The sequence below is a fragment of the Candidatus Zixiibacteriota bacterium genome (genome assembly GCA_014728145.1).
GTDB lineage: Bacteria > Zixibacteria > MSB-5A5 > JAABVY01 > JAABVY01 > WJMC01.
This window is the reverse complement of sequence record WJMC01000098.1, coordinates 1-24,515: the sequence shown is the minus strand read 5'-3', so window position 1 is coordinate 24,515 and position 24,515 is coordinate 1. Positions and strand designations below refer to the sequence as shown.

At 49.9% G+C, this 24,515-nt stretch carries 43 protein-coding genes; 1 reads left to right on the top strand and 42 read right to left on the bottom strand.

The window, feature by feature from the left end; genetic code table 11:
* Positions 1-132 precede the first annotated feature (132 nt).
* Positions 133-351, bottom strand: coding sequence for a hypothetical protein (locus GF404_06405; protein ID MBD3381810.1), 219 nt, complete (start codon positions 349-351; stop codon positions 133-135).
* Between the two features lie 164 nt (positions 352-515).
* Here GF404_06405 and GF404_06400 point away from each other — a divergent pair, with 164 nt between their 5' ends.
* Positions 516-1,946, top strand: coding sequence for a hypothetical protein (locus GF404_06400; protein ID MBD3381809.1), 1,431 nt, complete (start codon positions 516-518; stop codon positions 1,944-1,946).
* Positions 1,947-1,970: 24 nt separating this feature from the next.
* Here the strand turns inward: GF404_06400 and fliJ are convergent, their stop codons facing one another.
* The 41 genes from fliJ to tuf all read right to left on the bottom strand — a co-directional run.
* Entirely contained in the window at positions 1,971-2,414 is a 444-nt protein-coding gene (gene fliJ / locus GF404_06395; GenBank protein MBD3381808.1) for a flagellar export protein FliJ, read from the bottom strand.
* On the bottom strand, positions 2,332-3,714 hold the full coding sequence (gene fliI, locus GF404_06390) for a flagellar protein export ATPase FliI (GenBank protein MBD3381807.1): 1,383 nt from the start codon (positions 3,712-3,714) through the stop codon (positions 2,332-2,334). The genes fliJ and fliI overlap by 83 nt, the downstream gene beginning before the upstream one ends.
* A 14-nt stretch (positions 3,715-3,728) precedes the next feature.
* Positions 3,729-4,466 carry a hypothetical protein gene (locus GF404_06385; GenBank protein MBD3381806.1) on the bottom strand — a complete coding sequence of 246 codons (738 nt, stop codon included), beginning with the start codon at positions 4,464-4,466 and terminating at the stop codon, positions 3,729-3,731.
* Positions 4,420-5,439 carry a flagellar motor switch protein FliG gene (gene fliG / locus GF404_06380; GenBank protein ID MBD3381805.1) on the bottom strand — a complete coding sequence of 340 codons (1,020 nt, stop codon included), beginning with the start codon at positions 5,437-5,439 and terminating at the stop codon, positions 4,420-4,422. Before fliG ends, GF404_06385 begins: the two co-directional genes overlap by 47 nt.
* A 7-nt stretch (positions 5,440-5,446) precedes the next feature.
* Positions 5,447-7,012 (bottom strand): flagellar M-ring protein FliF, encoded by a 1,566-nt coding sequence (gene fliF, locus GF404_06375; GenBank protein MBD3381804.1) that lies wholly within the window; start codon positions 7,010-7,012, stop codon positions 5,447-5,449.
* An 11-nt stretch (positions 7,013-7,023) separates the two neighbouring features.
* Positions 7,024-7,338, bottom strand: a complete 315-nt coding sequence (gene fliE / locus GF404_06370; protein ID MBD3381803.1) for a flagellar hook-basal body complex protein FliE — start codon at positions 7,336-7,338, stop codon at positions 7,024-7,026.
* The gene (locus GF404_06365) at positions 7,335-7,592 is read right to left on the bottom strand and encodes a hypothetical protein (protein MBD3381802.1); all 258 of its coding nucleotides are present in this window, start codon (positions 7,590-7,592) and stop codon (positions 7,335-7,337) included. Before GF404_06365 ends, fliE begins: the two co-directional genes overlap by 4 nt.
* 11 nt (positions 7,593-7,603) lie before the next feature.
* On the bottom strand, positions 7,604-8,104 hold the full coding sequence (gene flgC, locus GF404_06360; protein MBD3381801.1) for a flagellar basal body rod protein FlgC: 501 nt from the start codon (positions 8,102-8,104) through the stop codon (positions 7,604-7,606).
* A complete protein-coding gene (gene flgB / locus GF404_06355) occupies positions 8,101-8,538 on the bottom strand; it encodes a flagellar basal body rod protein FlgB (GenBank protein ID MBD3381800.1) in 438 nt (145 codons plus the stop codon). The genes flgC and flgB overlap by 4 nt, the downstream gene beginning before the upstream one ends.
* Before the next feature lie 206 nt (positions 8,539-8,744).
* The gene (gene rplQ, locus GF404_06350) at positions 8,745-9,419 is read right to left on the bottom strand and encodes a 50S ribosomal protein L17 (protein ID MBD3381799.1); all 675 of its coding nucleotides are present in this window, start codon (positions 9,417-9,419) and stop codon (positions 8,745-8,747) included.
* 5 nt (positions 9,420-9,424) lie between these two features.
* A complete protein-coding gene (locus GF404_06345) occupies positions 9,425-10,411 on the bottom strand; it encodes a DNA-directed RNA polymerase subunit alpha (protein MBD3381798.1) in 987 nt (328 codons plus the stop codon).
* 18 nt (positions 10,412-10,429) lie between these two features.
* Positions 10,430-11,059, bottom strand: coding sequence for a 30S ribosomal protein S4 (gene rpsD / locus GF404_06340; GenBank protein MBD3381797.1), 630 nt, complete (start codon positions 11,057-11,059; stop codon positions 10,430-10,432).
* A gap of 14 nt (positions 11,060-11,073) precedes the next feature.
* Positions 11,074-11,466 carry a 30S ribosomal protein S11 gene (rpsK, locus tag GF404_06335; protein MBD3381796.1) on the bottom strand — a complete coding sequence of 131 codons (393 nt, stop codon included), beginning with the start codon at positions 11,464-11,466 and terminating at the stop codon, positions 11,074-11,076.
* Positions 11,467-11,503: 37 nt separating this feature from the next.
* Complete coding sequence (gene rpsM / locus GF404_06330) at positions 11,504-11,884, bottom strand: 30S ribosomal protein S13 (protein MBD3381795.1); 381 nt, start codon at positions 11,882-11,884, stop codon at positions 11,504-11,506.
* Positions 11,885-11,893: 9 nt separating this feature from the next.
* Positions 11,894-12,007 carry a 50S ribosomal protein L36 gene (gene rpmJ, locus GF404_06325; GenBank protein ID MBD3381794.1) on the bottom strand — a complete coding sequence of 38 codons (114 nt, stop codon included), beginning with the start codon at positions 12,005-12,007 and terminating at the stop codon, positions 11,894-11,896.
* Positions 12,008-12,034: 27 nt separating this feature from the next.
* Positions 12,035-12,253, bottom strand: a complete 219-nt coding sequence (gene infA, locus GF404_06320) for a translation initiation factor IF-1 (protein ID MBD3381793.1) — start codon at positions 12,251-12,253, stop codon at positions 12,035-12,037.
* Position 12,254: 1 nt separating this feature from the next.
* Positions 12,255-13,004: a type I methionyl aminopeptidase gene (gene map, locus GF404_06315; protein MBD3381792.1), complete on the bottom strand. Its 750-nt coding sequence runs from the start codon at positions 13,002-13,004 to the stop codon at positions 12,255-12,257.
* Positions 13,005-13,016: 12 nt separating this feature from the next.
* On the bottom strand, positions 13,017-13,664 hold the full coding sequence (locus GF404_06310) for an adenylate kinase (GenBank protein ID MBD3381791.1): 648 nt from the start codon (positions 13,662-13,664) through the stop codon (positions 13,017-13,019).
* Positions 13,664-14,977: a preprotein translocase subunit SecY gene (secY, locus tag GF404_06305; GenBank protein ID MBD3381790.1), complete on the bottom strand. Its 1,314-nt coding sequence runs from the start codon at positions 14,975-14,977 to the stop codon at positions 13,664-13,666. Before secY ends, GF404_06310 begins: the two co-directional genes overlap by 1 nt.
* Positions 14,978-15,421: a 50S ribosomal protein L15 gene (rplO, locus tag GF404_06300; protein MBD3381789.1), complete on the bottom strand. Its 444-nt coding sequence runs from the start codon at positions 15,419-15,421 to the stop codon at positions 14,978-14,980.
* Positions 15,422-15,604 carry a 50S ribosomal protein L30 gene (gene rpmD / locus GF404_06295; protein ID MBD3381788.1) on the bottom strand — a complete coding sequence of 61 codons (183 nt, stop codon included), beginning with the start codon at positions 15,602-15,604 and terminating at the stop codon, positions 15,422-15,424.
* A gap of 7 nt (positions 15,605-15,611) precedes the next feature.
* Positions 15,612-16,175, bottom strand: coding sequence for a 30S ribosomal protein S5 (rpsE, locus tag GF404_06290; GenBank protein MBD3381787.1), 564 nt, complete (start codon positions 16,173-16,175; stop codon positions 15,612-15,614).
* A gap of 12 nt (positions 16,176-16,187) precedes the next feature.
* Positions 16,188-16,562: a 50S ribosomal protein L18 gene (locus tag GF404_06285; GenBank protein ID MBD3381786.1), complete on the bottom strand. Its 375-nt coding sequence runs from the start codon at positions 16,560-16,562 to the stop codon at positions 16,188-16,190.
* Positions 16,563-16,577: 15 nt separating this feature from the next.
* Positions 16,578-17,114 (bottom strand): 50S ribosomal protein L6, encoded by a 537-nt coding sequence (gene rplF / locus GF404_06280; GenBank protein MBD3381785.1) that lies wholly within the window; start codon positions 17,112-17,114, stop codon positions 16,578-16,580.
* A 6-nt stretch (positions 17,115-17,120) separates the two neighbouring features.
* Complete coding sequence (gene rpsH, locus GF404_06275) at positions 17,121-17,519, bottom strand: 30S ribosomal protein S8 (GenBank protein MBD3381784.1); 399 nt, start codon at positions 17,517-17,519, stop codon at positions 17,121-17,123.
* Positions 17,520-17,531: 12 nt separating this feature from the next.
* Entirely contained in the window at positions 17,532-17,717 is a 186-nt protein-coding gene (locus GF404_06270) for a type Z 30S ribosomal protein S14 (protein MBD3381783.1), read from the bottom strand.
* A gap of 10 nt (positions 17,718-17,727) precedes the next feature.
* On the bottom strand, positions 17,728-18,267 hold the full coding sequence (gene rplE, locus GF404_06265; protein MBD3381782.1) for a 50S ribosomal protein L5: 540 nt from the start codon (positions 18,265-18,267) through the stop codon (positions 17,728-17,730).
* Positions 18,267-18,590, bottom strand: coding sequence for a 50S ribosomal protein L24 (gene rplX, locus GF404_06260; protein ID MBD3381781.1), 324 nt, complete (start codon positions 18,588-18,590; stop codon positions 18,267-18,269). Before rplX ends, rplE begins: the two co-directional genes overlap by 1 nt.
* 7 nt (positions 18,591-18,597) lie before the next feature.
* Positions 18,598-18,966 (bottom strand): 50S ribosomal protein L14, encoded by a 369-nt coding sequence (gene rplN / locus GF404_06255; GenBank protein ID MBD3381780.1) that lies wholly within the window; start codon positions 18,964-18,966, stop codon positions 18,598-18,600.
* 1 nt (position 18,967) lies between these two features.
* Positions 18,968-19,171, bottom strand: a complete 204-nt coding sequence (rpsQ, locus tag GF404_06250; protein MBD3381779.1) for a 30S ribosomal protein S17 — start codon at positions 19,169-19,171, stop codon at positions 18,968-18,970.
* 88 nt (positions 19,172-19,259) lie between these two features.
* On the bottom strand, positions 19,260-19,496 hold the full coding sequence (rpmC, locus tag GF404_06245) for a 50S ribosomal protein L29 (protein MBD3381778.1): 237 nt from the start codon (positions 19,494-19,496) through the stop codon (positions 19,260-19,262).
* 1 nt (position 19,497) lies between these two features.
* Positions 19,498-19,920, bottom strand: coding sequence for a 50S ribosomal protein L16 (rplP, locus tag GF404_06240; protein MBD3381777.1), 423 nt, complete (start codon positions 19,918-19,920; stop codon positions 19,498-19,500).
* A 90-nt stretch (positions 19,921-20,010) separates the two neighbouring features.
* Positions 20,011-20,895 (bottom strand): 30S ribosomal protein S3, encoded by an 885-nt coding sequence (rpsC, locus tag GF404_06235; protein ID MBD3381776.1) that lies wholly within the window; start codon positions 20,893-20,895, stop codon positions 20,011-20,013.
* An 11-nt stretch (positions 20,896-20,906) separates the two neighbouring features.
* On the bottom strand, positions 20,907-21,332 hold the full coding sequence (rplV, locus tag GF404_06230; GenBank protein MBD3381775.1) for a 50S ribosomal protein L22: 426 nt from the start codon (positions 21,330-21,332) through the stop codon (positions 20,907-20,909).
* A 10-nt stretch (positions 21,333-21,342) separates the two neighbouring features.
* A complete protein-coding gene (gene rpsS / locus GF404_06225; GenBank protein ID MBD3381774.1) occupies positions 21,343-21,630 on the bottom strand; it encodes a 30S ribosomal protein S19 in 288 nt (95 codons plus the stop codon).
* A gap of 16 nt (positions 21,631-21,646) precedes the next feature.
* Complete coding sequence (gene rplB / locus GF404_06220) at positions 21,647-22,471, bottom strand: 50S ribosomal protein L2 (protein MBD3381773.1); 825 nt, start codon at positions 22,469-22,471, stop codon at positions 21,647-21,649.
* Positions 22,472-22,513: 42 nt separating this feature from the next.
* Complete coding sequence (gene rplW, locus GF404_06215; GenBank protein MBD3381772.1) at positions 22,514-22,804, bottom strand: 50S ribosomal protein L23; 291 nt, start codon at positions 22,802-22,804, stop codon at positions 22,514-22,516.
* Positions 22,801-23,427: a 50S ribosomal protein L4 gene (rplD, locus tag GF404_06210; protein MBD3381771.1), complete on the bottom strand. Its 627-nt coding sequence runs from the start codon at positions 23,425-23,427 to the stop codon at positions 22,801-22,803. The genes rplW and rplD overlap by 4 nt, the downstream gene beginning before the upstream one ends.
* A 1-nt stretch (position 23,428) precedes the next feature.
* Positions 23,429-24,055 (bottom strand): 50S ribosomal protein L3, encoded by a 627-nt coding sequence (gene rplC / locus GF404_06205; GenBank protein ID MBD3381770.1) that lies wholly within the window; start codon positions 24,053-24,055, stop codon positions 23,429-23,431.
* 4 nt (positions 24,056-24,059) lie between these two features.
* Positions 24,060-24,371 carry a 30S ribosomal protein S10 gene (gene rpsJ / locus GF404_06200; GenBank protein ID MBD3381769.1) on the bottom strand — a complete coding sequence of 104 codons (312 nt, stop codon included), beginning with the start codon at positions 24,369-24,371 and terminating at the stop codon, positions 24,060-24,062.
* A gap of 3 nt (positions 24,372-24,374) precedes the next feature.
* Positions 24,375-24,515: elongation factor Tu (tuf, locus tag GF404_06195; GenBank protein ID MBD3381768.1), on the bottom strand; the 141-nt coding region annotated here is incomplete at its 5' end.

Genomic DNA, 24,515 nt, shown 5'->3' with positions numbered 1-24,515 from the left:
GGAAATAATCTGTTGCATCTCAATGTATTACATCGAGTTAATATTGAGCTTTCAGTGTTATATTGGCCGCTTTTGGAATGAGTTTTAAGCTGTTAATGGGACTTTAATTCCGATCGGGAAAGAAAGATTTTCCTATAAAAGGCCGAGATGCTTGGCTTTGGTCTTGTCGATCATCTTATCGACTGCTTCGTGGAAGCTTCGTTCGCTCAGAAAATTACCATTGGATTTGATATACAGAGGGCAGTCCTGTTTGTATCCGAAACAGTCCATAGCCTCGGATAGATAACAGACCTTGACATAGGCGCATTCCTGAGGTTTCTTTCGGGGATATTTATCTGTCAGTTTACTCATGATATTTCTAAAATCGGCTTTTCGAATCTCCGGCTTTAGCCGATGAAGCTAAAAGCTGAATAATTCGGAACAGAATCACGGATTTTTATTTACTTGCGATAATCCAGAGGATCAATATTTTGTATCAGATTATATGAACGCGAATAACTTGCGAGGAGATTAGCATGAGCCTAAAATACAATAGAAAACTTACCAAGAGAATTGTGCATTCTATCGCTGTTGCCATAATCGGTTGCCTGACGATTTTGGTATCATGTGAATGCGGGGATAACAAGCCGGAAGCGATTCAGCCTCCCTGGATCGACACTCATTTAGCAGAAACCGAGGATTCCGTATTGGAGCAGATGGTGGCACAACAGGATACCCTGGCGGCTATGACCCTGGCCTGGAGAAAAATCAGCGAAGACAGTTTTATCCAGGCAATAGAATTTTTAAACCAGTTCAATTCCGCTCCGGAAACTGCCTCCGACGCGCTGAACTTCATTACCGGCTTCGCGTATCATATGAACAAGTCCTATGGAGAAGCGATTTCTTATCTCAACCGGATGGAAAACCTCTACCGCTACCCGACTGCATCCCAGGTTCTGGCAAAATCGTACCGACTGTCAGAAAATTATGATCAGGCTATCGAGTTATATAAAGAGATGAGTAAACGTAAGCCCTACAAAGAATACAATCTTGATGATTCGATCCTGAGATGCCGGGCTGACCAGGGCGATACGCTGGCTGGAATTCAGATCGGCAAAAAACTGATGGATGCCGGGCGAAATCTCGAGGCGTCATCGTATTATCTCAGGTACGTCCCCCTGGCGCGTAATAAGGTCCCACCAACATGGTATTACATGGCGGGCAAATCCTATGTCAGGGGCAACAATTTCACTCGCGCTTCCGTCTATTTGGAAAATGCCGATGCGGAAACGACCTTTGCGGAACTCAAATTCCTGGCGGGTGTAGCCTATTACGAAATCGAGGCCTTTGATTCAGCTTACAGTAAATTCAACCAGGCCCTGAAACTGGGAGATTCGTCATATTCCACGTTGTATTACAATGTTCATCTCAATCGCGGACTGGAACGTGTCGACAGCGCCCTGTACTACTCGCTTGTGGGACTCGAAGTGCATCCCGACGAGGAATACTTCTATTTCCTGCCGGCTCAAATCTATTATGAGAACAAGGATTATGAAAAGCTCAAACAACTGTCCGCCTACGGGGTCGAGCACGCCACTCGTTCCTTCAAGGTCTACACTTATTACACTGTCGTGAATTACCTGACCGGTGATACCGCGACAGCAGATTCACTCTTCATTGAATTCATGGAAAAATTCAAGATGTACCCCAACGCCTTCATTGAGGCCGCCAAGATGTATCGCGGTCCGGTAAAGATGGAGGATAAGGCGAAACTCCTCGAACAGGAGGATATTCTCAATAAGCATCCAGCAATCGCCAATATCCTCAGGATTTATCATATAACCAGGGACCGGGATCCTGAAAGGGCGAGGGAAATTCTGGACACTCTTTTGGTCAAAGACACGTCCAGCATCACACGCCCACTGATTGAGGAATTCTATCGCCAGGAATATCCGTCGCAAACCTGATCTTGTGTATCAGCTATGTAAGGGTTACTTATTTAAGCGGTGGACGTTTTTGGCGAATTCGTCGGTCTCTTTCTGCAGGGCGAGTTCGAGTTCACGGGTGTATTCTTCCTTGCGGATTTCTTTCAGGCGCGCGTATTTTTTCTCCTCGCGTGAAGCTTCAACCAGTTTCTCTCGCTTTTCTTCCACATCTTTTTCGGCATTGGCCAGAAGCTGGCGCTGATTCAGGATCATGAATTTAAGCTGAGAGATGTAACCGTGGTAAAGGTTAAGGTGATGCAGGTCGAGCTTGTCACGGCGGGATGTCTTTTCGGCCGTCAATCTCTCGACCAGTTCGCGCTCCAGGTTTTCGAGCGTCCTTTTCTGAGAATTGCGCTCATTCTGGGATTTAGCCAGTGCTTTCTGCGCCTGTTTCTTGAGGGTTCGTTTGACCGACAGTATTCTCTGTAGCCGGTAATGGAACTTTTTCATTCAGGGCTATCTCCCGCAGGCGCTTGAGGTCCTGCTCGAAATTATTCTTTTCGTACATATCCTGTTTGAGGTACGAGTTGATTCGGTCTATCTTGGCTATTGCCTCGTCGATGATCGGATCAGATCCTTTGACATAGGCACCGATATTGATCAGGTCCTCGGCCTCCCGATGAGCTGCCAGCAGACGTCGAATTTTGTTGGTATAATCGCGGTGATCATCGGAACAGATATCCACCATAAGACGCGATACTGATTCGAGCACTTCGATGGCCGGGTAATGGTTGCGGTTTGCGAGACGACGCGAGAGCACGATATGGCCATCCAGGATCGATCTGACAGTGTCGCTGATCGGATCATTGAGATCGTCTCCTTCAGCCAGAACCGTATACATACCGGTAATACTGCCCTCAGCCGAAGTACCGGTGCGTTCCAGAAATCTCGGCAGGAAAGTAAATACCGACGGAGTATATCCTTTTGTGGCGGGTGGTTCTCCGACAGCCAGCCCGATTTCTCGCAGGGCCATAGCGATACGGGTTACCGAATCCAGCATCAGGATAACATCCTCTCCCTGTTCGCGGAAGTACTCGGCGATCGTAGTCGCCACCAGCGCGCCCTTGACCTTTACAAGAGGGGGTTGATCGGAAGTCACCGAGACGACAACTGAACGACTGAGTCCTTCCTCTCCCAGATCCTTTTCCAGAAATTCGCGGACTTCTCGGCCTCTTTCACCGATCAGCCCGATAACATTGATCGGGGAACGGCTGTTACGGGCTACCATGCCCATCAATACAGACTTGCCCACACCGGAACCGGAGAATATACCCATCCTCTGGCCTTTACCGCAGGCGACGAAACTGTCGACCGCACGGATACCGGTCACCATCTGCTCTTTTATGCGCGTACGCGCCAGTGGATCGGGCGGATTGGCGTAAATAGGTCGACGCCGGCTTGTTTTAATCGGCCCCTTGCCGTCGATTGGCTGACCTATACCTCCCACTACCCGGCCGATCAACTCATGACCGACATTTATCGAGAGGTTTTCTCCGGTTGCGACCACAACCGATCCAGGATTGATCCCGGACAGGTCTCCCAGAGGCATCAATAGAACCTGATTATTCCGAAAGCCGACAACTTCCGCCAGGACAGGTTCGGAATCCGGATGAGGGTATATTTTGCACAGTTCTCCAACAGAAGTAGCCGGACCTGTTGAGGTAATCACCAGGCCGATGACTTCGACCACTTTGCCGTCCTGCCAGAGAGTACGGGTATCCTGAACTGCTTCGATGTATTTTTCCAGCATGACTGCCTGCTTGCTTACTTCTCGGGAATCTCTTTTTTGACGGCTTCGACCAAAGTCTCGAGCTGTTTTTCGAGACGGGCGTCAACCCGGCCTGAATCAGTTTCGAGGATCACACCACCGGCTCCCACCCTGCGGTCAGTCTCGATTTTGATTTTCTTCAGCTCATTGTCCATCATCATGATATCTTCCAGATTTTCCCGGATGAACTTTTCCTGAGCGGGCGCTACTTTTAGAATCAGGTTGCTTTTTTCGACCAGAATCGGCAGCGCTTGCTTGATCGTATCGAGGACAATGTTTTGATCGTTTTGTGCGTAGGTACGGATAATCTTTTTCGCCAGCAAAATTGCAAGTTCGAGAATCTCTCGTTCGGCAGACAGGTAGAGGTTGTTTTTCTGGTTATTGACTTCGACTAAAAGCGATTTGAACTGTTCGATTGTCTGGCGTGCCTGCTGTGCGGTTTGATTGGCTTGAGCCTCGATTTTTTTCGCTTCCGCCTGGCCGACATCGAGCCCCTCGCTGTAGCCATTCTGGCGTCCCTGTTCGACACCTTTCTGTAAACCCTTCTGGTAACTTTGGGCCACTTCGGCCTCGAGCTTTTCTTTGAGTTCGAGATAGACCGCCTCGCGCACAACGCGCTCTTTGACGACTTTCTCGATTCGTCCGACGGGAATTCTGCTTTCGTGGATTTGCGCAGAAGCAATGATCTTAGACAACGAGTTCTTCCTTTCCGCCGCCACGGCCTGAGACGACAATCTGTCCCTGCTCTTCGAGGCGTCGGATAGTCTCTACAATTCGCTGCTGGGCCGCTTCGACATCCGAGAGACGCATCGGACCCATGTATTCCATCTCTTCTTTGACCATGATACCGACACGCTCGGAAACATTGGCGAAAATCTTTTCTTTGACTTCTTCGTTGCTGGCCTTGAGTGCGATCGAGAGATCCTTGGTTTCGACCTCTCGCAATAGCCTCTGTATCGCGCGATCGTCAAGGAGCACAACATCATCAAAAACGAACATCATGTTCTTGATCTCAGCCGCCAGCTCGGCATCCTCGGCCTCGAGCGACTGCAGGATATTTTTCTCAGCTGAAGTCTCCACCAGGTTCAGAATGTCAGCTATCGTCTTCGTTCCTCCGGATACTGACAGGTCACGTGAAGCTGATGATCCAAAATGAGCATCCAGAGTTTTTTCGATCTGCTTTAGAATATCCGGAGCAATTTTTTCCATTGTAGCTACCCGATAAGCGACCTCGGACTGCAGTTCGGCGGGCAGTTCAGCCAGAATTGCCGCAGCCTGGTTCGAAGATAGCTGTGTCATGATGAGCGAAATAGTCTGGGGATGTTCGCCCTGGAAGAACTGCGCTAACTGCTTGGGATCGATACCCTTCAGGAGGTCGAAACCGGTCGTGGTGAGGGAGCTTTCGAGCTTGTTTAACAAATCGACCGCTCTCGATTTGCCGACCGCCTTTTCCAGCACATTGCGAGCGTAATCTATACCGCCCTGGTTTATATATTTGCGGGCAACATAAATGTTGTAACATTCCTCCAGGACTTTTTCTTCGATTTCCGGGGGAACGTCGCGTAAATTAGAAATCTCTACTGTAATTTGCTCCAGTTCACGATCGGAAAGACCCTTCAGGATTTCAGAAGAAACTTCCTGCCCGAACGCGATCAGGGCAATAGCCGCCTTTTGTACACTTGTGAGTTCTTCGTAGGAAATTGCCATATACTCGTCACTCTGACATCATCATGGTTTTAATAACTTTAGCGAGCTCGTCGGGCTGTTGTTCAGCCATAACTTTCATCTTGTCAATCAGTTTTGGTTTCGGCTTTTCGAGCTTGATCTCTTCCTCTTCTTCTTTCTTCTTTTTCTCTTCTTCTTGTTTCTTCATATCGACCTTTGGTGCAGGAGGTGGTTTGGGAGCATAGCGAGCTATTGCCCTAAACACCTTTTTGAGCTTACTGCGGACATACAGGAAGGCGATCAGGATTCCCAGGAAGATCAGCACTTTTTTGCCGACCTCGATGTAGAAATTCATCTGATCCATCTTCTGCATCTCCATCTGCTGCTGTTCCAAATCGCTCGTGTCGAATGGAATATTAACGATCGAGATTTCATCATCACGGGTATCGTCAAAACCAACCGCACGTTTTACAATTGCCGACAGTTGCGCCAACTCCGTTGAATCACGGGGGATGTATTCTTTTTCTATAACTCCCTCGGGATTTTCAATTTCTTCATAGGAACCGTCGACCAGAATAGCAATCGACAATCTCTTGATGTTTCCTACCGACGATGCCACCGATTGAACCGATTTACTGACTTCATAGTTCGTAATCACTCTCTCAGTGATTTCGCTGCCGCCGGCCAGGGATGTGTCAGTGCCAATTGAGGAATCAGCCATAGCGGTTTCCAGGCGTTCCTCGGAACGGATCGCCACCTGGTCCGGATCGAACGATTCCATGGTCTTGGAGACCTGGTCGAAATCAAGTTCGGCATCGATTTTAACGACCGCTCTCGAATTTCCGAGCGCGCTGGCAAGCAGGCTGTGAGCCTTGTTTTCGAGATATGATTCAACAGTCTTTTTGAGTTCAAGTTGCGTTGCCGAAAGCGCGACCATCGGATCACTGCCCTGGGGTGATGTCAACAGGTTACCCCAGTTGTCTACGATGGTGATATTTTCCGCCATCAGGCCTTCCACGCTGGAAGCCACCAGGTGCTTGATACCGTACATCTGTCGTTTGGTTAAAGATCCTGCCCCTGAAAGCTTTAATACGACCGAAGCGGTCGGCTCTTTCTGGTCTTCCTGGAACAGCCGTTTTTCCGGGATCACGATATGGACACGTGCTGCCCGGATTTCCTCCAGGTTAGATATTGTCCGCGCAAGCTCACCTTCGAGAGCCCGGCGATAATTCACTTTTTGAATAAAATCGGTCATCCCCAGGTTGGTCTTGTCAAAAATCGAGTATCCGGCCGAGCCTCCGGTCGGCATACCCTGGCTGGCAAGTGTGATCCGGGTCTGGTAAACATCCCCGGAAGGAATCTTGATCGTTTTGCCACCATCGGTAAGCTCATAGGAGACACCCATCTCCTTGAGTTCGGCGGCAATTTCACCTGATTCCTGGGGATCCAGATCAGAATACAGAACTCCGTAGGTGACCGACTTGAAAACCCCGGCCACAAACATTATTCCAACCAGGCTGATGACGAATATTGTCGCTATTAAAAGCAGTTGTGTAAGGCTGAACTTTTTTATCAGTTCAGTCAGGCCTTTGTAAAACCTTTGTAATGAATCCATAGCTTAGTCCATTAAGCGTGCATACGCATGATTTCACGATAGGATTCCAGTAGCTTGTTGCGAATTTCCATCAACAACTTGAAAGAGACACTGGCTTCTTCCGCGGCAATCATGACTTGATGAACGTCCGATATTTCACCTTTCAGAAATCTTGTTTCCAGTTCCGCAGCATCATGCTGAATCTCGTTTACATCCTCGACCATGCTTTTCAGTAGTCCCGCAAAGTTTTCTTTGGCCGGGGGTTCTGCCTGGGGAATAGTCTCTCTGCGCATCATGTCAGAGAGGCCGCTTGTGTTATTAACCTGCTGAATTAAATCGACTTTCATGCCTGAATATCAATTCCTCTTTTTAGGTTATTAATCGAGAGCTCGAGCTCATCCGGCATAATCCAATTGTCGGAGAGGCTGAACTCCTTGCTCAAAAAAGAAATCTCGTTCTGATCGAGATAGTCCAGAAAGCTGGCACCGGAAATATCACCCTGTTCCGATGTCTTGTTCAATGATGTCGTGTACTGCAGGTTCCGGCGGCTTTCTGAGCGCATACAGTCGCAGGCCTGTACCTGAGCATAAGCTGTAGTCACGATACCCTCCTTTAAATATCCAAAGCCGCTGAATATATATTCTTGGTTGCTTCGAGCGCTGTGGCGTTGGCTTCAAAAGACCGTGCCGCAGTCATCATGTTTACCATTTCCATGAGAATATTGATATCCGGCATTGCCACCCAGCCATCTTCGTTGGCATCCGGATGCGCCGGATCATAAACCATCTTGACTTTACTCTCGGGATCAAGTGCCTCTCTTGATTCGGGTAGTGTGATCTCGAGACCGTCCACGTAATTAACCTTCCTGGTGTTGAAATGATTGTTATGCGAACGGTTTAGTGAAAGGGTGTGCTTGCGAAGAACCGTATTGAAGTCAACTGCCTCCGGACGGCCGGATATATGCAGAGTTTTCTTTCGATAAGGTCCTCCGCCACGGGTGCGGGTGGTCTCAACATTGGCGATATTCTCAGCCGTCACATTCATCTTGCGACGGTTAACTGACAGGCCGGAGCCTGAAATCTTTAAAGATGCAAACATATCACTCATTATCATTCACCCCTGATTGCAGATGTCAGTCCGTTAAACTTTCGGCTCAGCATCTTGCTCCCAAATTGATATATCAGTTGGTTTTGCGACATCTCGGACATCTCCTGATCGATATCCACACTGTTGATTCCGGTCGAATTTTCGGAATGCTTGACATGGATGATCTTCGGCGGACGATCCTGGTCATCGCCGAGCGGGATGTGTTTCGGATGTGTTTCTACTCCGCGCAATTTCGGCTCTTCCATTGATTTGCGCAGTGTGCGGTCGAAATCAAAGGTCTTCCTTTGATATCCGGGTGTTTCTACATTGGCCACATTCGAGGCGATCAGTTTGTTCTTCAGCGCCGAAAGATCGGCCAGTTTTGAGAGATGCTTGATATTTGTCTTGTCGAGCAATGCTGTTCTAATAGTATTATCCATAGACAATCCTCCACGCATCATTAATCAAACTGTGTGCCAATTTCGCACAGATATTTCAAAGAAATTACTTCGTTGTGAGACAACGAGATAGGTCGGCGGACAAACAAAAGGTGATCGTTAAGTTAATTATTTGGGGAAATCTTTTCCAAAATTTAAGGAAAAAATGGCACAAAAAAAGACAGTGCATTGAACTACACTGCCTTAATAATCAGTATTTTCTAAGAAATTTACTCTTTCTTCTTTTCGTCTTCACCAGCTTCATCGGCAGGCTTTTCTTCAGCGGTTTCTTCTTGAGCCTGTTCATCTTTCGCTTCAGTTTCAGGCTCTTTTGGAGTTTCCTGTTCAGCGGAGGCACCGGCTTCCGTTTTTTCGCTGTCTTTATCTGCCTGGGCCTGCTCAGCCTGTGCTTCAGAGGCTTCTGCACGTTCAGCTTCTACTTTGGATTCCTCTTCAGGTTTTGTTTCAGCCTTTGTGTCTTTCTTTGACTTGGAAGCGGTTTTTCGTGCCGGTTTCTTTTTCGTCTTTTTCTTCTTCTCAGTAACATCCTCTTCGAGCAGAAGTTGAATCACCGACAAACGAGCTCCGTCGCCCCTGCGGGTGCCGTAATGCAGGATCCTCGTAAAACCGGAATTACGTCCTTCGAGCTTTGGCACTACACCGGTCAGGAGCTCCCTGACTGCCATTTTGTTGGCCAGTCTTTGTCCCACCAGGCGCTTGGCCTGCAGGGTATTCTTCATAGCGGTCGCAATCAGGCGATCCATGTAGGGTTTCAAAGCCTTGGCCTTGGCTTCCGTAGTCTGAATCTGCTTATTTGCAATTAAAGCCGAAGCCAGGTTGTTTAAAAGCGCCCGGCGATGTTCGGCGGGTCTGCTGAGTCTGTGTATTTTTTTACCGTGTCTCATGGCTGTTACTTATCTTTCTGGTTCTCAAAATATTTTTCTACATCCATACCAAATGACAAACCCAGTTCATCCAGAATCGAATTCAACTCGGTCAGAGACTTACGTCCGAAATTGCGATACTTGAGCATTTCCGACTCGGTTTTGCGCACCAGGTCGGCCAGAGTCTGAATATTGGCCGCCCGCAGGCAGTTAGAGGATCTGACCGAAAGCTCCAGCTCATCTACGCGAGTATTGAGAAGTTGCCGGATACGGATAGTTTCCTCGTCTTCTTCCTCTTCCTCTTCGATCACGATCTCCTCGTCGATATTGATCATCGGGATCAGGTGATCTTTCAGGATCTTGGCGGCATAACCGAGCGCATCCTCGGGGGTGATCACGCCGTTTGTAGTAATATCCATCATCAAGCGGTCATAATCGGTACTCTGCCCGACACGCGTGTTCTCGACAGAGTAATTGACTTTGATGACCGGTGAAAAGAGTGAATCGACCCAGATCGTTCCAACCGGAGCATCGAGACGGCGATTGCCCTCGGCCAGGATATACCCACGGCCGGTGTCGACATCCATTTCGATCTTCATATCGATGTCTTTGGTCAATTCAACTATATGCAGGTCCGGATTCATGATGGCGATATCCGGGCCGGTCTCGATATCACCCGCAGAATATTTCCCGGCCTTGTTGACATGCAATGTCATCGTCTTGGCCTCATCGGCATCCAGCCTCAGCCAGAGCCGTTTGATATTGAGAATAATATCAGTGACATCCTCATATACCCCCTCTATCGTACCGAACTCATGCAAAACGCCGTCGATCCTGACCGCGGTAACCGCGGAGCCGTGGATCGAAGACAACAGCACTCTCCGGAGGGCATTACCTATGGTAGTTCCGAAACCGCGTTCGAGCGGTTCGAATACGAACTTGGTGAAAAAAGGAGTTTCGGATGATGTCTCCTTGGCCACTTCCTTTGGCATTGTCAAGGGTTTCCATTTCATTCTTGAACGCCTCCCGGATTACTTCGAATAAAGCTCAACAATCAGCTGTTCCTGAACTGTCAACGGAATATCGGCCCGCTTGGGCTTCTCCAGAAGCTCACCTTCCAGATTGGCCTTATTTAGCCTGAGCCATGGCAAATCGACAGCTCGGTCGGATTCTCTCAGGGCAAGATGAACTACTTCAAGGTTCTTGCCTTTGGGCCTGACTTTGACAATCTCGCCAGGCTTACAGATATATGAAGGTATATCAACGATCTTATCATTAACCGTAAAATGCCTGTGTCTGACAAGCTGACGGGCAGCTCTGCGCGAGGGCGCAAACCCGAGACGATAGACGATATTGTCCAGACGGGTTTCCAAAAGAACCAGGAGATTCTCGCCGGTCACACCTTTCTGACGCGCGGCTTCTACGTAGTATGAGTGAAACTGCTTCTCTAACAGGCCGTAAATTCTTTTGACTTTCTGCTTCTCACGAAGCTGTACGCCATAATCGGAAATTTTTCTGCGAACGTTGAATCCATGCTGTCCGGGCGGGAAACTGCGCCTTTCGATAGCGCATTTTTCGCTGTAACAACGTGATCCCTTCAGAAACAGTTTTTCGCCTTCTCTCCTGCAAAGCCTGCAGACGCTTCCCCGATATCTTGCCATTAAAATTCCTTTCCTTACACTCTGCGCCGTTTTTTCGGACGACATCCATTGTGCGGGATTGGAGTGACATCGCGAATAGCCACGATTTCCAGTCCGGCGGCCTGAAGCGATCGAATCGCCGCTTCACGACCGGAGCCGGGCCCCTTGACCCACACTTCGACCTTGCGCACACCAGCATCCATCGCTTCCTTGGCGGCTGAATCGGACGCCACCTGGGCAGCAAACGGTGTGCTCTTCTTGGACCCCTTGAAGCCAACCTTACCGGCCGAGGCCCATGACACCGCGTTGCCCTTCATGTCGGTAATCGAGATGAGGGTGTTGTTGAAGGTCGCCTTTATATGAACGACACCCCTTGATTCGGCGCGTTTTACTTTCTTTTTTCCGCGTTTGCGTTTAGGATCTGCCACATCTGCTCCTTAATATATCAAGCAAATTGTTCTCGGTTTACTTGGGTGCCGGAGGTTTCTTCCTTCCACCCACTGTCCTCTTGGGTCCCTTGCGGGTACGAGCGTTGGTCTTGGTACGCTGACCATGCACCGGCAATCCCCTGCGATGACGCAGGCCGCGATACGATCCGATGTCAATCAAACGCTTGATATTCATCATCACTTCGCCCCGCAGGACACCTTCGACACGGTATTCATCGATCGCTGTACGCAACTTGGACACATCTCCCTCGCTCAAGGCATGCACGCGAGTGGATGGATCGACGCCGGTAGCTTTTATAATCTTATTGGCTGTCGTACGACCGATACCATATATATAAGTCAGCGCTATATCTACTCGCTTGTCCCTGGGAAGATCAACACCTGCTATACGAGCCACTTCTCCTCCTTAACCCTGTCTCTGCTTATGCCGCGGATTTTTGCAAATCACACGCAGAACACCTTTGCGACGTATCACTTTGCAGTGTTCGCAGCGTTTTTTTACTGATGATCTTACCTTCATATCTATATCCTCATATAAAAATATTTACTACTTATATCTGTAAACTATTCTACCCTTGCTGAGATCGTAGGGCGAGAGCTCAAGGGTAACCTTGTCGCCCGGTAATATCTTTATATAATGCATACGCATCTTACCGGAAATATGGGCCAGAACGACATGACCGTTGGAAAGTTCCACCCGAAACATCGCGTTCGGCAAAGGCTCAATAACCTTACCCTCGACTTTTATTGACTCTTCTTTGGCCATACTAACTTATAGTTAAAACCTCCGCTTTATCTTTGGTAATGGCAATCGTATTCTCAAAATGAGCCGAGAGCTTGCGGTCTTTTGTCACGACCGTCCAGTTGTCATCCAAAAATTCAACCATCCATGTCCCGAGATTGACCATCGGCTCTATTGCCATTGTCATACCTTCTTTGAGCTGAATACCGGTTTTGGGCTTGCCATAGTTTGGAATCTGCGGTTCCTCATGCATCTTCCTGCCGATCCCATGTCCGACCAGATCGCGAACGACACTGAAGCCGTTTTCCTCGGCGCATGACTGTATGGCAAACGAAATATCTCCCAAAAAGTTCCCATCTCTGGCCTGAGCGATTCCACGCTCGAGCGCTTGCCTGGTTACTGCAAGGAGTTTTGATTCGGTCTCATTTGGCTCACCCACAAAAAAAGAACGCGCGGCATCACCATGATACCCGTTCAGGTAGGCACCGATATCGATAGAAACCAACTGCCCTTCCTCAATTACACGCTTTTTGGAGGGAATCCCGTGTACTACCTCGCATCCTATAGAGATGCATACTGAAGCCGGAAATCCGCGGTAATTCAAAAATGAGGGCGTGGCTCCTCGAGACCGTATATAATCCTCAGCAAGTTTGTCAAGCCTGGAAGTGGGTACTCCCGGTTTGGCCTCCTTCTCAACAAGTTTCAGAGTTTCGGCGACGATATTTCCCGCCGCCCGCATTTTCTCAATCTCCTGCGGAGACTTAAGTTCGACCATTTCAGCCCCGCGTCAGAGCGCTTTGACTATTGATACGAGATCATCGAAGATAGTTCCGATTTCTCGTTCGCCGTCGACATTTTTCAAAATCGACTGTTCTTTATAATAACCGATTAAAGGTTCGGTCTGCTTCTTGTACACTTCCAGCCTGTTTTTAACGACTTCCTCGGTGTCGTCCTTGCGCTTCTGCAGTTCGACATCGCAATCATCGCAGATACCCTCTTTCTTGGGAAGGTTGGCCGGATAATTATAAGTCCTCTGGCATTTCGGACAGAAATATCGCCCCGACAGGCGGTTAACAACTTCCTGGTCGGAAACTTCCAGATTAAGCGCGGAATCAAGCTTCTCGCTTTCGGAAGCCAGCATCTTATCGAGACCTTCCGCCTGCGGAATTGTGCGCGGGAAACCGTCGAAAATGAAACCGTCGGCCTGTTTCTCGGATTTGAGTGTATCCTTGATCATCCCCAGGATAACATCATCTGGAACCAGGTCACCCTTGTCCATGTATTCCTTGGCCCGCTTGCCAAGGTCTGTGCCCTGCTTGACATTTTCACGCAGGATATCCCCGGTGGAGAGATGTTTCAAGTTCAGTTTCTCTGCCAGGCGTTTGGCCTGAGTACCTTTTCCGGAGCCTGGAGGGCCCAGCATAACCAACAGCATTACATCGACCTCCCGCGAATCTTACCTTTTTTAATGAAGCCATCGTAGTGACGCATAAGCAGGTGGGACTCGATTTGTTGCAGAGTATCGAGAGCCACACCGACCAGAATAAGGACCGAGGTACCGCCGAAATAGAATTGAATCCCGGCGAACCCGATCAGGAAGTTCGGCATCACCGCGATTATCGCAAAGAAGACCGCTCCCGGAAGCGTTATTCGCGTCAGGACTTTATCGATATAATCCGCAGTGGCCTTACCGGGACGTTTGCCCGGAATGAAACCACCCTGGTTTTTCATGTTATCCGCAAGCTGAACCGGATTGATAACAATCGCGGTATAGAAGAATGCGAAGAACACAATCACGATGGCGTAGATAAGGTTGTATAAAACTGATGTATAGTTGAAATATGTATTCATGAATGCGGCGATACCCGTACCGGGGAAGAAAGTCGCCAGAGTCTGCGGCGCGAACATAATCGACTGCGCGAAAATAATCGGAATTACGCCGGCCGTATTGACAGACAACGGCAGATGTGTCGCCTGACCACCGTAGACCTTTCGTCCGACAACACGCTTGGCGTACTGGACCGGGATTCGACGCTGAGCACGAGTGACCATGATAACTGCGGCGATAACCGCAACCATAAAGGCCAGGATAAACACCGCCCCCGGAATACGTGAAGGATCGATCAAAATCTTCTGGAATTCCTCGAAGAAACCAGGTACAATACGGGCCACGATACCGATCATAATAATAAGTGAAATACCGTTACCGATGCCTTTCTCGGTGATTTTCTCACCCAGCCACATGATAAAAATCGTACCGGTCGTGAATGTCAGAACGGTCAGCATCTGGAAACCGAGCCCTGGGTTGGTGACAATCAGTGTGCCGGTTTGAGCGTTGAGTGACTGTAGAAAAACGGAAGTGCCATAAGCCTGCAAAGCGGCGATCAGCACCGTACCGTAACGAGTATACTGGGTGATCTTGCGCCGGCCTTCTTCGCCCTCCTTCTGGAGCCTCTGGAGATGCGGGATCACCGGACCCAGAAGCTGGAGAATAATTGAAGCCGAAATATACGGCATAATTCCCAGAGAGAAGATAGTAGCCTTTGTAAATGCGCCTCCGACGAACAGGTCGAACAGGCCAAACAGCGTGCCACCCTGTTTGTTAAAAAACGAAAACAGGGCATCGCCGTCGATACCCGGAGTGGGAATATGCCCACCGATCCGATAGACAACCAGAATCCCCAGGGTAAACAGAATCCTGGTGCGCAGTTCCTTGATCTTAAATACGTTCCTGAAAGATTCCAGCACTTAGATCCTCTCCACCTTTCCACCCGCTTTAGAGATGATCTCCGCGGCGGATTTGGTGAACGCCTGAGCGTATATGGTCAGTCCGATTTCAAGTGAGCCATCGCCCATAATTTTCACCGGTTTATCCAGGTCACGAATCAATCCGGCTTCCTTCATATCTTCGGGCTTGACCTCACTCGGTTCAGAAAATTTTGTTGCCAGGTCGCCAACCTTGACGAGTTGATAATAGATTTTATTAGGATTGACAAATCCTCTCTTCGGGATTCTCCTCGTGAGCGGCATCTGACCGCCTTCATGCCAGGGACGCCTCTTGGAACCGGAGCGCGAACGCTGTCCCTTGTGGCCTCTTCCGGCCTGTCCGCCCTGGTTGGAACCCGCTCCACGGGCCAGCCGTTTACGGGATTTGGTCGAGCCGGCGGGTTTTTCCAGCCTGTGCAGTTCCATTTAAACCTCCTCCACTTCGACCATGAAATCGACAACCTTGATCATACCGCGAATCTGCGGGGTGTCGTTGTGTATCACTGAGTGACGAATCCGCTTCAAGCCCAGCGCTTCGATCGTGCGAATATGCTGCTGTTTGCGCCCGGACAGCGATTTGATCTGTGTTACTTTAAGTTTACCCGCCATCTTTCAACTACTCCGCCTTCTCAGTTTCTTCAGTTTCGGCTTCCGACGGGGGCAGTTCGGTCTTCTGGATTTCCTCTTTGGTCACCTCGCGGAATTCGAGCGCATCCTCTTCCGAACGCAGGTTGCGAAGCCCGTTCATCGCGGCCTTGACGATATTAACCGGGTTAGAGGATCCCAGTGACTTGGTCAGAATATCCTGGATTCCAGCTGCCTGCATTATTGCGCGTACTCCTGCCCCGGCAATGATTCCGGTACCGGGCGAAGCCGGGCGAAGCATCACTCGTGCGGCCCCGAACTTGCCAACGATCTGGTGAGGAATAGTTCCCTCCACCACCGAGACTTTGCCCATATCCTTGCGAGCGGCTTCATTAGCCTTAAAAATCGCGCCGGAGACCTCCAGGGCCTTTCCGTAACCGATGCCGACCTTGCCATTGCGATCGCCTACTGCAACCAGCGAGGTAAAGGAGAACTTGCGTCCGCCCTTTACAACCTTGGCCACACGGTTCACGTTGATGACATGCTCGTCGAGCTCGAAACCATCCTGTTCGTATCTCTGCTTCTGCGGTCTCATGTTACCCTTATTTTAAAAATTCAGTCCGCCCTTGCGAGCGCCATCAGCCACAGCCTTGATTCGGCCGTGATAGATATTGCCTTGGCGGTCAAAAACTACTTTTTCAATACCTTTTTCTTTGGCCTGCCCCGCCAGCTCTTTACCGACCTTGAAACTCAGGTTGGTCTTGGTATCCTCATCCTTTTTGTCGTTCAGGATAGCACCCGAGAGCGAGGAGACAAAAGCCAGCGTTTGGCCACAGGTGTCATCCACGATCTGGGCGTAGATATGACGGAGCGTCTTCTGCACGGTCAGTCGCGGACGTTCCGCGGTGCCGGTGACTTTTGCGCGAACACGCTTTCTCCTGCGTTCATATTTATTGGCCTTACGAGCTAACTTCTTTGACATTCTCAGTTCCTCAGATTATGCGGCTGTCTTGCCGGCCTTGCGACGAATATATTCGTTCTCATACTTGATTCCCTTGCCCTTGTACGGCTCGGGTGGTCTGAAGGAACGGACCTTGGCGGCCACCTGGCCAACCAGGGCTTTGTCCGCGCCCGAGACCTTTATCTTCTGCTGTCCCTCACATTCAATCTTGATTCCCGGAGGAGGAACAAGGTATATCGGATGGGAATACCCCAAAGCCAGAAAGAGCATATTCTTCTTGATTTCTGCCCGGTAACCAACACCCTCGATTAAAAGCGTACGAGTAAAGCCATCGGTAACCCCGATCACCATGTTGTTGATCAGGGCACGCACGAGGCCGTGTTGAGCCTTGAAAAACTTCGAATCCGACGGACGTTGGACTGTGACCACGTCCTTTTCAATTTTTACTTCGATTTCCGGATGAATCGCCTGTTTCAACTCACCGCCGGGGCCCTTAACGTAAACCACCGAATCCTTGAGCTCAACTTTGACCTTATCCGGAATCTTGACCGGTTGTTTTCCTACTCTGGACATCTTTACCTACCAAACTCTGCAAAGAATTTCGCCACCGATTCTCATCTGTAGCGCCTGCTTGTGGGTTAAAACACCTTTGGATGTAGAGACCAGCATGGTGCCGACATTCTGTTGCATGCGAAACAGATCATCAGAATTAGCATAGACTCTCAGCCCGGGCTTGGAAACTCTCTCCAGGCCGGAGATGATCGATTCGTCATTTTTATTGTAACGCAGCCAGACTCTGATGAACGGCTTGCCGTCGATTTTCAACTCCGAGAACTTGCGGATAAAACGCATATCGTTGAGGAGCTGAACTATGTCGCGCTTCACATTGGAAGCCGGCACATCGACAGCCTTGTGCTGGGCTTTGGCCGCGTTTCTGATTCTGCACAACAGATCAGCGATCGGATCAGTCATACTCATAAAATCATTCTCCTACCAGCTGGCCTTGACCACGCCGGGAATATCACCCGCCAGGGCCAGGTCCCGAAAACAAATTCGACAGATTCCGAACTTGCGCATATAGGCACGGGGACGGCCGCAACGGCGACAGCGATTGTATTCACGCACTTTGAATTTCTGCTTGCGCTTGGCTTTGGCGATCAGACACTTCTTAGCCACAAACCACTCCTTATTTCTTCCTGAAGGGCATACCCAGTTCACGCAAGAGCGCGAAAGCACCTTCGTCATTTTTTGAACTGGTCACGAATGTTATCGAGAGCCCTCTGACTTTATCGATCTTATCATAATCGATTTCGGGAAATATCAACTGCTCCTTGACACCCATGGTATAATTGCCACGACCGTCAAAACCCTTGGTGGGAATACCACGGAAATCCCGTACGCGCGGCAGGGCAAAATTAATCAGGCGGTCGAAGAACTCGTACATGCGTTCACGCCTGAGAGTAACCGAACATCCGATCGGCATACCTTCACGCAGTTTAAAATTCGAAATCGATTTTTTGGCGCGACGGATAACCGGCTGTTGACCGGCGACAACGCGCAGGTCCGCCACGGCCGCGTCCAACAGCTTTGAATTCAGGATAGCCTCACCGACACCCATATTCAGTACGATCTTCTGGAGCCTGGGTACTTCCATCACATTTTCAAGGTTCAAATCTTTTACGAGTTTATCCCGCACCTCGCTGTAATATTTTGACTTCATATCCATCAGAGAATCTCCCCGGATTTGTTGGAAATCCTGACCTTGGAGGTCAGATTCCTGTCCTCATCCTTGATCACCCGATAATTCACCCTGGTGGCCGAATTGGCTCGGGTATCATAGAGCATTACGTTGGAAGCGTTGATCGGGCCTTCTTTTTCAACGATCCCGCCCTTGGGATTCTGCTGGGTCGGACGGCTGTGGCGATAGATCAGGTTGACACCTTCAATCAGCACACGGTTTGTCTCGGGGATAACCCGCAGGACCTTACCGATCTTGCCTTTGTCCTTGCCACTGATAACTTTTACATGATCACCTTTTTTTATTCTCATAGTGACCTCACAATACCTCGGGCGCGAGGGAAACAATCTTCATGAATTTTCTTTCACGCAATTCTCTGGCCACAGGGCCGAAGATACGGGTCCCGCGTGGCTCCTGCTGTTCATTGATAATAACCGCGGCGTTGTCACCGAAACGGATGTAACTGCCGTCTTTGCGGCGAGTCGAAAACCGTGTGCGGACGACTACAGCCTTGACGATATCCGACTTTTTGACCGTGCCGTTGGGGATAGCGTCTTTAACCGCGCAGACGATGATATCTCCCACACGGGCGTACCTGCGCTTGGTTCCCCCGAGAACACGGAAACACATTACTTTTTTAGCGCCGGTGTTATCGGCGACGTTCAGTCTGGTGTACTCCTGTATCATTTTATTTGGCTCTCTCCAAGATTTTTACCAGTCTCCAGTGTTTCATCTTAGATAGCGGACGAGTTTCCATAACCAGAACCCTGTCCCCGATATTGGCATCATTTTGCTCGTCATGGGCGTACAGCTTGGCACGCTTGTGAATAATCTTTCCGTACAGCGGATGCCGCATGGTTCGATCCAGCTCGACAGCGATCGTTTTATCCATCTTGTTCGAGAGCACCACACCCTGACGGGTTTTGCGCAATCCTCTGTCTTTGGTTTCAGTCACCTCGGCTACTCCTTAATACTGCTTCTTATTTCGACTCGAGGATTTTCCCGGTCGAGGCCGAAAGCTTGCGAATACCTTCTTCATGTTCATGTAATATTGTTTTCATCCGGGCTATATCCCGTCTGAGCACCCGCAGGCGAAGCGGATTATCAAGTTTCTGAACGCGCTTTTTGAGCCGCAGGTTAAACAACTCCTCCTCGGCATCCAGAAGCCTCTGCTCGATCTCCTCCCGGGCCAGATCACGCAACATCTCTGACTTCATATCAGTTTCCTCCCACGTCGCCGCGAGTTACAAACCGGCACGGAATCGGCAGCTTGTCGGCCGCCAGCTTCATCGCCTGACGTGCCAGATCTTCCGAGACACCTTCCAGCTCGAACAGGATTCGGCCCGGCTTGACCACCGCCACCCAGTATTCAGGCGAGCCCTTGCCCTTACCCATACGGGTTTCAGCCGGTTTCTTGGTAAACGGCTTATCAGGAAATATCCTGATCCAAACTTTACCGCCACGCTTGATGCGACGGGTCAAAGCCACACGAGCGGCTTCTATCTGACGGTTAGTGATCCAGGCCGGCTTGAGCGCCTTCAGGGCGTATTCACCAAATGAGATAGTGGAGCCGCGGTAGGCTTTACCTCTCATCCTTCCGCGTTGCTGTCTGCGATACTTAACCCGCTTGGGCATTAACATAAATCGTACTCCTAACCGTCGCGCAAATTAAACAGAAAGTCCCAAATATATAAATAAATCTTACTGATGCAAGAGATTTATCTCCAGTTTTTAAGATTCCTGGTCAGGCTTCTTGCCCGAGGAACCTCCCGGAGACTTGCTGTCAGCTCCGCCCCTGGGCTGAGCTGATTGTGAACCACTTGACCGGGCCTCTTCAGGTTTAGCTTTCTGCGATTGAGCTTCTGCAGAGGCATTTCTTTTCTTGCGCACCCTGGATTTGGGTCGAGGCCTGCGCTTCCGGGACTGCTGGGCCTGACGCTTCCTCTGCATATCCGGTTGCGCGGTATCCTCGGCCAGTTCAGCCGAGGGCTTATCCAGGATCTCTCCCCGACAGATCCAGACCTTTACACCTATGGTGCCGTAGGTTGTATTTGCCGTCGAAGTCGAATAATCGATGTCTGCCCTGAGTGTATGAAGCGGAACACGCCCCTCCATATATTTCTCACTGCGGGCGATTTCAGCTCCTCCCAGGCGTCCACTGCACATGACCTTGATACCCTCGGCGCCCATCTTCATGGACCCGATAATGGCCTTCTTCATACAGCGCCTGAATGAGATTCGTCCCTCAAGCTGACGGGCAATCGAATCTGCCACCAGCCTGGCATCCAGCTCCGGCTTCTTCACTTCCATGATATTCAAAGTGATATCTTTTTTGGTCAAAAGCTGTAACTCTTCGCGCAATTTATCTACTTCGGCACCTTTACGGCCGATAACGATTCCGGGTCGGGAGGAATGGATATCTACCGTGATCTTCTTGGGCGCACGCAGTATCTCCACGCGGGCCAGTCCGGCATTCTCCAGACGCTTATTGATGTATCCTCTGATCTTGAGATCTTCTTCTAACAGATCAGGAAAATTTCTCTGGGCAAACCATTTGGAATTCCATGATCTGATGACCCCCAGCCTGAGGCCTATCGGATGCGATTTTTGACCCAAAACTCCTCCCGTTACTCGTTATCTTGCTTCTTAGTCGTTTTCTTTTTCTTACGTGTCCGTCTGGCCGCCTCGCGTTCGAGACGCGCTTCAGTCCGCCCCTCATCGGAAACCCTGACCGTCAGATGGCAGGTGCGCTTGCGAATCCGAAACGCGCGTCCCATACTGGCCGGTTGAAACCTTTTGAGCATCGGACCACCGTCGATAAAGACGGAAGTGATCCGAAGTTCGTCGGACTTGACCTTGGTCGAACCCTCGCTCGACATGACATTGGCCGCCGCGGATCGTATGGTCTTGGAAAGCGGCACAGCCGCCTGCTTGGGCACATAACGAAGCATATCGACTGCTTCTTCGACCATACGGCCCTTGATCAGCTCCGCCACCCGGCGAACCTTGCGGGGTGACATGCGAACATACTTTGAACGTGCTACGCCTTCCATAATACAAACTCTACTTAATCGAGGACGAACGCTCGGTCAGTTTGCCGGCATGACCGCGGAAAGTCCGAGTCGGTGCAAACTCACCCAGCTTATGTCCTACCATATTTTCAGTTATATACACAGGGATAAACTTGTTACCGGTATGGATAGCGACAGTATGGCCGACGAATTCAGGCGATATCGTCGAACGACGCGACCAGGTCTTGCTAACCTTCTTATCACCAGTTTCGTTCATCTTATTGACCTTGTTCAACAAATGGTCATCAATATAGGGCCCTTTTTTCAAAGAGCGAGCCATCCAAAACCTCCTTCAGTTATTTCCTGCGCTTCACAATATATTTATCTGACAATTTACCTTTTTTCCTGGTCTTGTATCCCTTGGTCGGCTTGCCCCAGGGAGTACAGGGATGACGTCCGCCGGAGGAACGTCCTTCGCCGCCACCCATCGGGTGATCGACCGGGTTCATCGCCACAGCGCGGACATTCGGCCTGAAACCTAACCAGCGCGATTTACCGGCCTTGCCCCAGATGATGTTCTCATGGTCGATATTTCCGACCTGGCCGATTGTGGCGTAACACTTGAGCGGAATCAACCTGACTTCGCCCGACGGCATCTTGATATGGGCCATCTTGCCCTCTTTGGCCGCCAGCACCGCCATTGTACCGGCACTGCGGGCGAACTGTCCGCCGCGCCCCGGAATCATCTCGACATTGTGCACAAAGCTTCCCAGCGGTACTCTCTGTAACGGAGTGGCATTTCCGATCTTAACCTCGACATCGGGTCCGGAAACGACCTTGTCGTCGACACGCAAACCATTAGGTGCAAGCATATAGCGCTTCTCGCCATCGGCATAATACAGCAATGCGATACGGGCCGAACGGTTAGGATCGTATTCGATCGCGGCCACTCGAGCCGGTATGCCAATCTTGTCACGCTTGAAATCAATGACCCGGTAGTAGCGTTTATGGCCTCCGCCACGCTGGAAGATCGTGATCCGTCCCTTATTGTTCCGACCACCGGACTTCTTCAGTATCTTTACCAATGATCTCTCGGGACGAGTTTTTGTGACTTCCTCAAACGAAGCCACCGTCCGAAATCTCATCGATGGTGTATACGGTTTAAATTTTTTAATAGCCATTTTTACTTACCTCGTAATTTCAAGCGCTGTCAGGCGGACATCTTAAACCGCGTCGAGCTTGGTAATCGCCTGGTCCTTCCTTAAATATACAACCGCCTTCTTCCAGTTCGGCCGCTTACCGACAAATCGCCCCAGCCTCTTAATTTTACCACGTACTACCATGGTACGGACCTTCTCGACATCGACTTCAAAAAGGTTCTCGACAGCATACTTGACATCCAGCTTATTGGCGTCGTCAGCGACATGGAAAACATAAAGATTCTGCTCTTCTCTAAGCTCGGAATACTTTTCCGAGATCAGGTGCGATATCAAAACTTTGCGAGGATCCTTCATTTTCCAAATACCTCCTCAACTGCCGTAAGAGCCGATTCTGTCAGAAGCAGATATTCCGCGTTCATCAGGTCGTACGAATTCAAAAGACGAGCCGGGCGGTATTCGATACCCGGTATATTTCTGCATGAAAGCTCAAAATTCTTATTAACTTTATCATTCAATATCAACACCTTGTGCCCGTACAGGTCATGGTTCACCATAAACTCGATTACGCTCTTGGTGCGAGGTTTTTCAAGTTGCAGTTCCTCAAACACCACGATCTTCTGATTCTGGGCTTTATCGGCCAACAATGATTTCAGGGCCTGACGTTTCAAACGCCGGGGAATATTGCGATGATAGTTACGCGGTCTAGGGCCGAAGATAACGCCGCCACCGATCCAGAGAGGAGAATTATTGGTTCCGGCACGCGCTCTTCCGGTACCTTTCTGGCGCCAGGGCTTGGCTCCACCGCCGGCGACTTCAGACCGTGTCTTTGTGCTGTGAGTTCCCTGCCTTTGATTCCTCAGGTACGATTTAATATATTCATGTACCTGGTATTTCTTAGGTTCGTATTCGAACACCGCCGGGTTCAAGTCAACTTCACCAGCGGAACCGCCTGATGTCAATTTCCTGGCTTTAACCATGCTACTTAGTACCTGCAATCCTTATAAAACTGTTCTTCTTACCGGGCACCGCGCCCCTCAGACAGATGAGATTGTTTTCCGGATCGACCTTGACAACCCGTATGTTTTTGACCGTGATCTTTTTGCCACCCATACGACCGGACATCCGCGTACCCTTCAGGACCCTGGAGGGATACGACGACTGGCCGATTGAACCCGGGGCGCGCAGACGATCTGACTGGCCATGGGTTTTGGGACCGCCACCGAAACCGTGACGACGGACAGTGCCCTGAAATCCGAGCCCCTTCGAAAGACCGGAGACATCTACTTTGTCGCCAACCTTGAAGACATCAGCCTTGACTGAATCGCCGACAGAAACATCCTCGGCGTCTTTATCGAGGCGGATCTCCCGCAAGTAACGGTGTGGCGCAATACCGGCACCCTTGAAAACACCGCTCATCGGCATGTTGCAACGCGACTCCTTAATCTCATCAAAGGCAACCTTGAGAGCCGGGTAGCCGTCGCTTTCCTTCGTTTTTACCTGAACCACCGGACAGGGACCGGCCTGGACTACTGTCACAGGAATGCTCTCACCGTCTTCGGTGAAAACCCTGGTCATACCTATTTTTCTTCCGAAAATAACCTTCATCTTACTACACTTTTATTTCTACGTCCACACCGGCAGGCAGATCGAGTTTCATCAATGAATCCACCGTTTCGGGAGTGGAACTATAAATATCCATCACTCGCTTATGTATCCGGGTCTCGAATTGCTCACGCGATTTCTTATCGACATGAGGAGACCTCAAAACAGTATAAACAGTACGTTTGGTTGGCAAAGGAACCGGACCGGCGATTTTCGCGCCGCTACGCAGTACTGTCCGGGCAATCTCTCGAGTCGATTTGTCGAGAGCGTGATGATCGTATGCTTTCAGCCTGATTCTAATTTTCTGACCCAGATCCATCAGCTACTCCGTTATCTCAGTTACAACGCCGGCACCGACAGTGCGTCCACCCTCGCGGATCGCGAAGCGAAGCTCTTTCTCAAGCGCCACGTCACTCACAAGCTCAACATCCATCGTGATGTTGTCGCCCGGCATGACCATCTC

Bases quoted from the DNA above. Each gene is read 5' to 3' on its own strand.
- GF404_06405 (MBD3381810.1), bottom strand. From the start codon at position 351: ATGAGTAAACTGACAGATAAATATCCCCGAAAGAAACCTCAGGAATGC.
- GF404_06400 (MBD3381809.1), top strand. From the start codon at position 516: ATGAGCCTAAAATACAATAGAAAACTTACCAAGAGAATTGTGCATTCT.
- fliJ (MBD3381808.1), bottom strand. From the start codon at position 2,414: ATGAAAAAGTTCCATTACCGGCTACAGAGAATACTGTCGGTCAAACGA.
- fliI (MBD3381807.1), bottom strand. From the start codon at position 3,714: ATGCTGGAAAAATACATCGAAGCAGTTCAGGATACCCGTACTCTCTGG.
- fliG (MBD3381805.1), bottom strand. From the start codon at position 5,439: ATGGCAATTTCCTACGAAGAACTCACAAGTGTACAAAAGGCGGCTATT.
- fliF (MBD3381804.1), bottom strand. From the start codon at position 7,012: ATGGATTCATTACAAAGGTTTTACAAAGGCCTGACTGAACTGATAAAA.
- fliE (MBD3381803.1), bottom strand. From the start codon at position 7,338: ATGAAAGTCGATTTAATTCAGCAGGTTAATAACACAAGCGGCCTCTCT.
- flgC (MBD3381801.1), bottom strand. From the start codon at position 8,104: ATGATAATGAGTGATATGTTTGCATCTTTAAAGATTTCAGGCTCCGGC.
- flgB (MBD3381800.1), bottom strand. From the start codon at position 8,538: ATGATGCGTGGAGGATTGTCTATGGATAATACTATTAGAACAGCATTG.
- rplQ (MBD3381799.1), bottom strand. From the start codon at position 9,419: ATGAGACACGGTAAAAAAATACACAGACTCAGCAGACCCGCCGAACAT.
- GF404_06345 (MBD3381798.1), bottom strand. From the start codon at position 10,411: ATGAAATGGAAACCCTTGACAATGCCAAAGGAAGTGGCCAAGGAGACA.
- rpsD (MBD3381797.1), bottom strand. From the start codon at position 11,059: ATGGCAAGATATCGGGGAAGCGTCTGCAGGCTTTGCAGGAGAGAAGGC.
- rpmJ (MBD3381794.1), bottom strand. From the start codon at position 12,007: ATGAAGGTAAGATCATCAGTAAAAAAACGCTGCGAACACTGCAAAGTG.
- infA (MBD3381793.1), bottom strand. From the start codon at position 12,253: ATGGCCAAAGAAGAGTCAATAAAAGTCGAGGGTAAGGTTATTGAGCCT.
- map (MBD3381792.1), bottom strand. From the start codon at position 13,004: ATGGTCGAACTTAAGTCTCCGCAGGAGATTGAGAAAATGCGGGCGGCG.
- GF404_06310 (MBD3381791.1), bottom strand. From the start codon at position 13,664: ATGCTGTTGGTTATGCTGGGCCCTCCAGGCTCCGGAAAAGGTACTCAG.
- rplO (MBD3381789.1), bottom strand. From the start codon at position 15,421: ATGGAACTGCACAGGCTGGAAAAACCCGCCGGCTCGACCAAATCCCGT.
- rpmD (MBD3381788.1), bottom strand. From the start codon at position 15,604: ATGGCGGGTAAACTTAAAGTAACACAGATCAAATCGCTGTCCGGGCGC.
- rpsE (MBD3381787.1), bottom strand. From the start codon at position 16,175: ATGAGACCGCAGAAGCAGAGATACGAACAGGATGGTTTCGAGCTCGAC.
- GF404_06285 (MBD3381786.1), bottom strand. From the start codon at position 16,562: ATGTCAAAGAAGTTAGCTCGTAAGGCCAATAAATATGAACGCAGGAGA.
- rplF (MBD3381785.1), bottom strand. From the start codon at position 17,114: ATGTCCAGAGTAGGAAAACAACCGGTCAAGATTCCGGATAAGGTCAAA.
- rpsH (MBD3381784.1), bottom strand. From the start codon at position 17,519: ATGAGTATGACTGATCCGATCGCTGATCTGTTGTGCAGAATCAGAAAC.
- rplE (MBD3381782.1), bottom strand. From the start codon at position 18,267: ATGGATATGAAGTCAAAATATTACAGCGAGGTGCGGGATAAACTCGTA.
- rplX (MBD3381781.1), bottom strand. From the start codon at position 18,590: ATGAGAATAAAAAAAGGTGATCATGTAAAAGTTATCAGTGGCAAGGAC.
- rplN (MBD3381780.1), bottom strand. From the start codon at position 18,966: ATGATACAGGAGTACACCAGACTGAACGTCGCCGATAACACCGGCGCT.
- rpsQ (MBD3381779.1), bottom strand. From the start codon at position 19,171: ATGGATAAAACGATCGCTGTCGAGCTGGATCGAACCATGCGGCATCCG.
- rpmC (MBD3381778.1), bottom strand. From the start codon at position 19,496: ATGAAGTCAGAGATGTTGCGTGATCTGGCCCGGGAGGAGATCGAGCAG.
- rplP (MBD3381777.1), bottom strand. From the start codon at position 19,920: ATGTTAATGCCCAAGCGGGTTAAGTATCGCAGACAGCAACGCGGAAGG.
- rplV (MBD3381775.1), bottom strand. From the start codon at position 21,332: ATGGAAGGCGTAGCACGTTCAAAGTATGTTCGCATGTCACCCCGCAAG.
- rpsS (MBD3381774.1), bottom strand. From the start codon at position 21,630: ATGGCTCGCTCTTTGAAAAAAGGGCCCTATATTGATGACCATTTGTTG.
- rplB (MBD3381773.1), bottom strand. From the start codon at position 22,471: ATGGCTATTAAAAAATTTAAACCGTATACACCATCGATGAGATTTCGG.
- rplW (MBD3381772.1), bottom strand. From the start codon at position 22,804: ATGAAGGATCCTCGCAAAGTTTTGATATCGCACCTGATCTCGGAAAAG.
- rplD (MBD3381771.1), bottom strand. From the start codon at position 23,427: ATGGTTAAAGCCAGGAAATTGACATCAGGCGGTTCCGCTGGTGAAGTT.
- rplC (MBD3381770.1), bottom strand. From the start codon at position 24,055: ATGAAGGTTATTTTCGGAAGAAAAATAGGTATGACCAGGGTTTTCACC.
- rpsJ (MBD3381769.1), bottom strand. From the start codon at position 24,371: ATGGATCTGGGTCAGAAAATTAGAATCAGGCTGAAAGCATACGATCAT.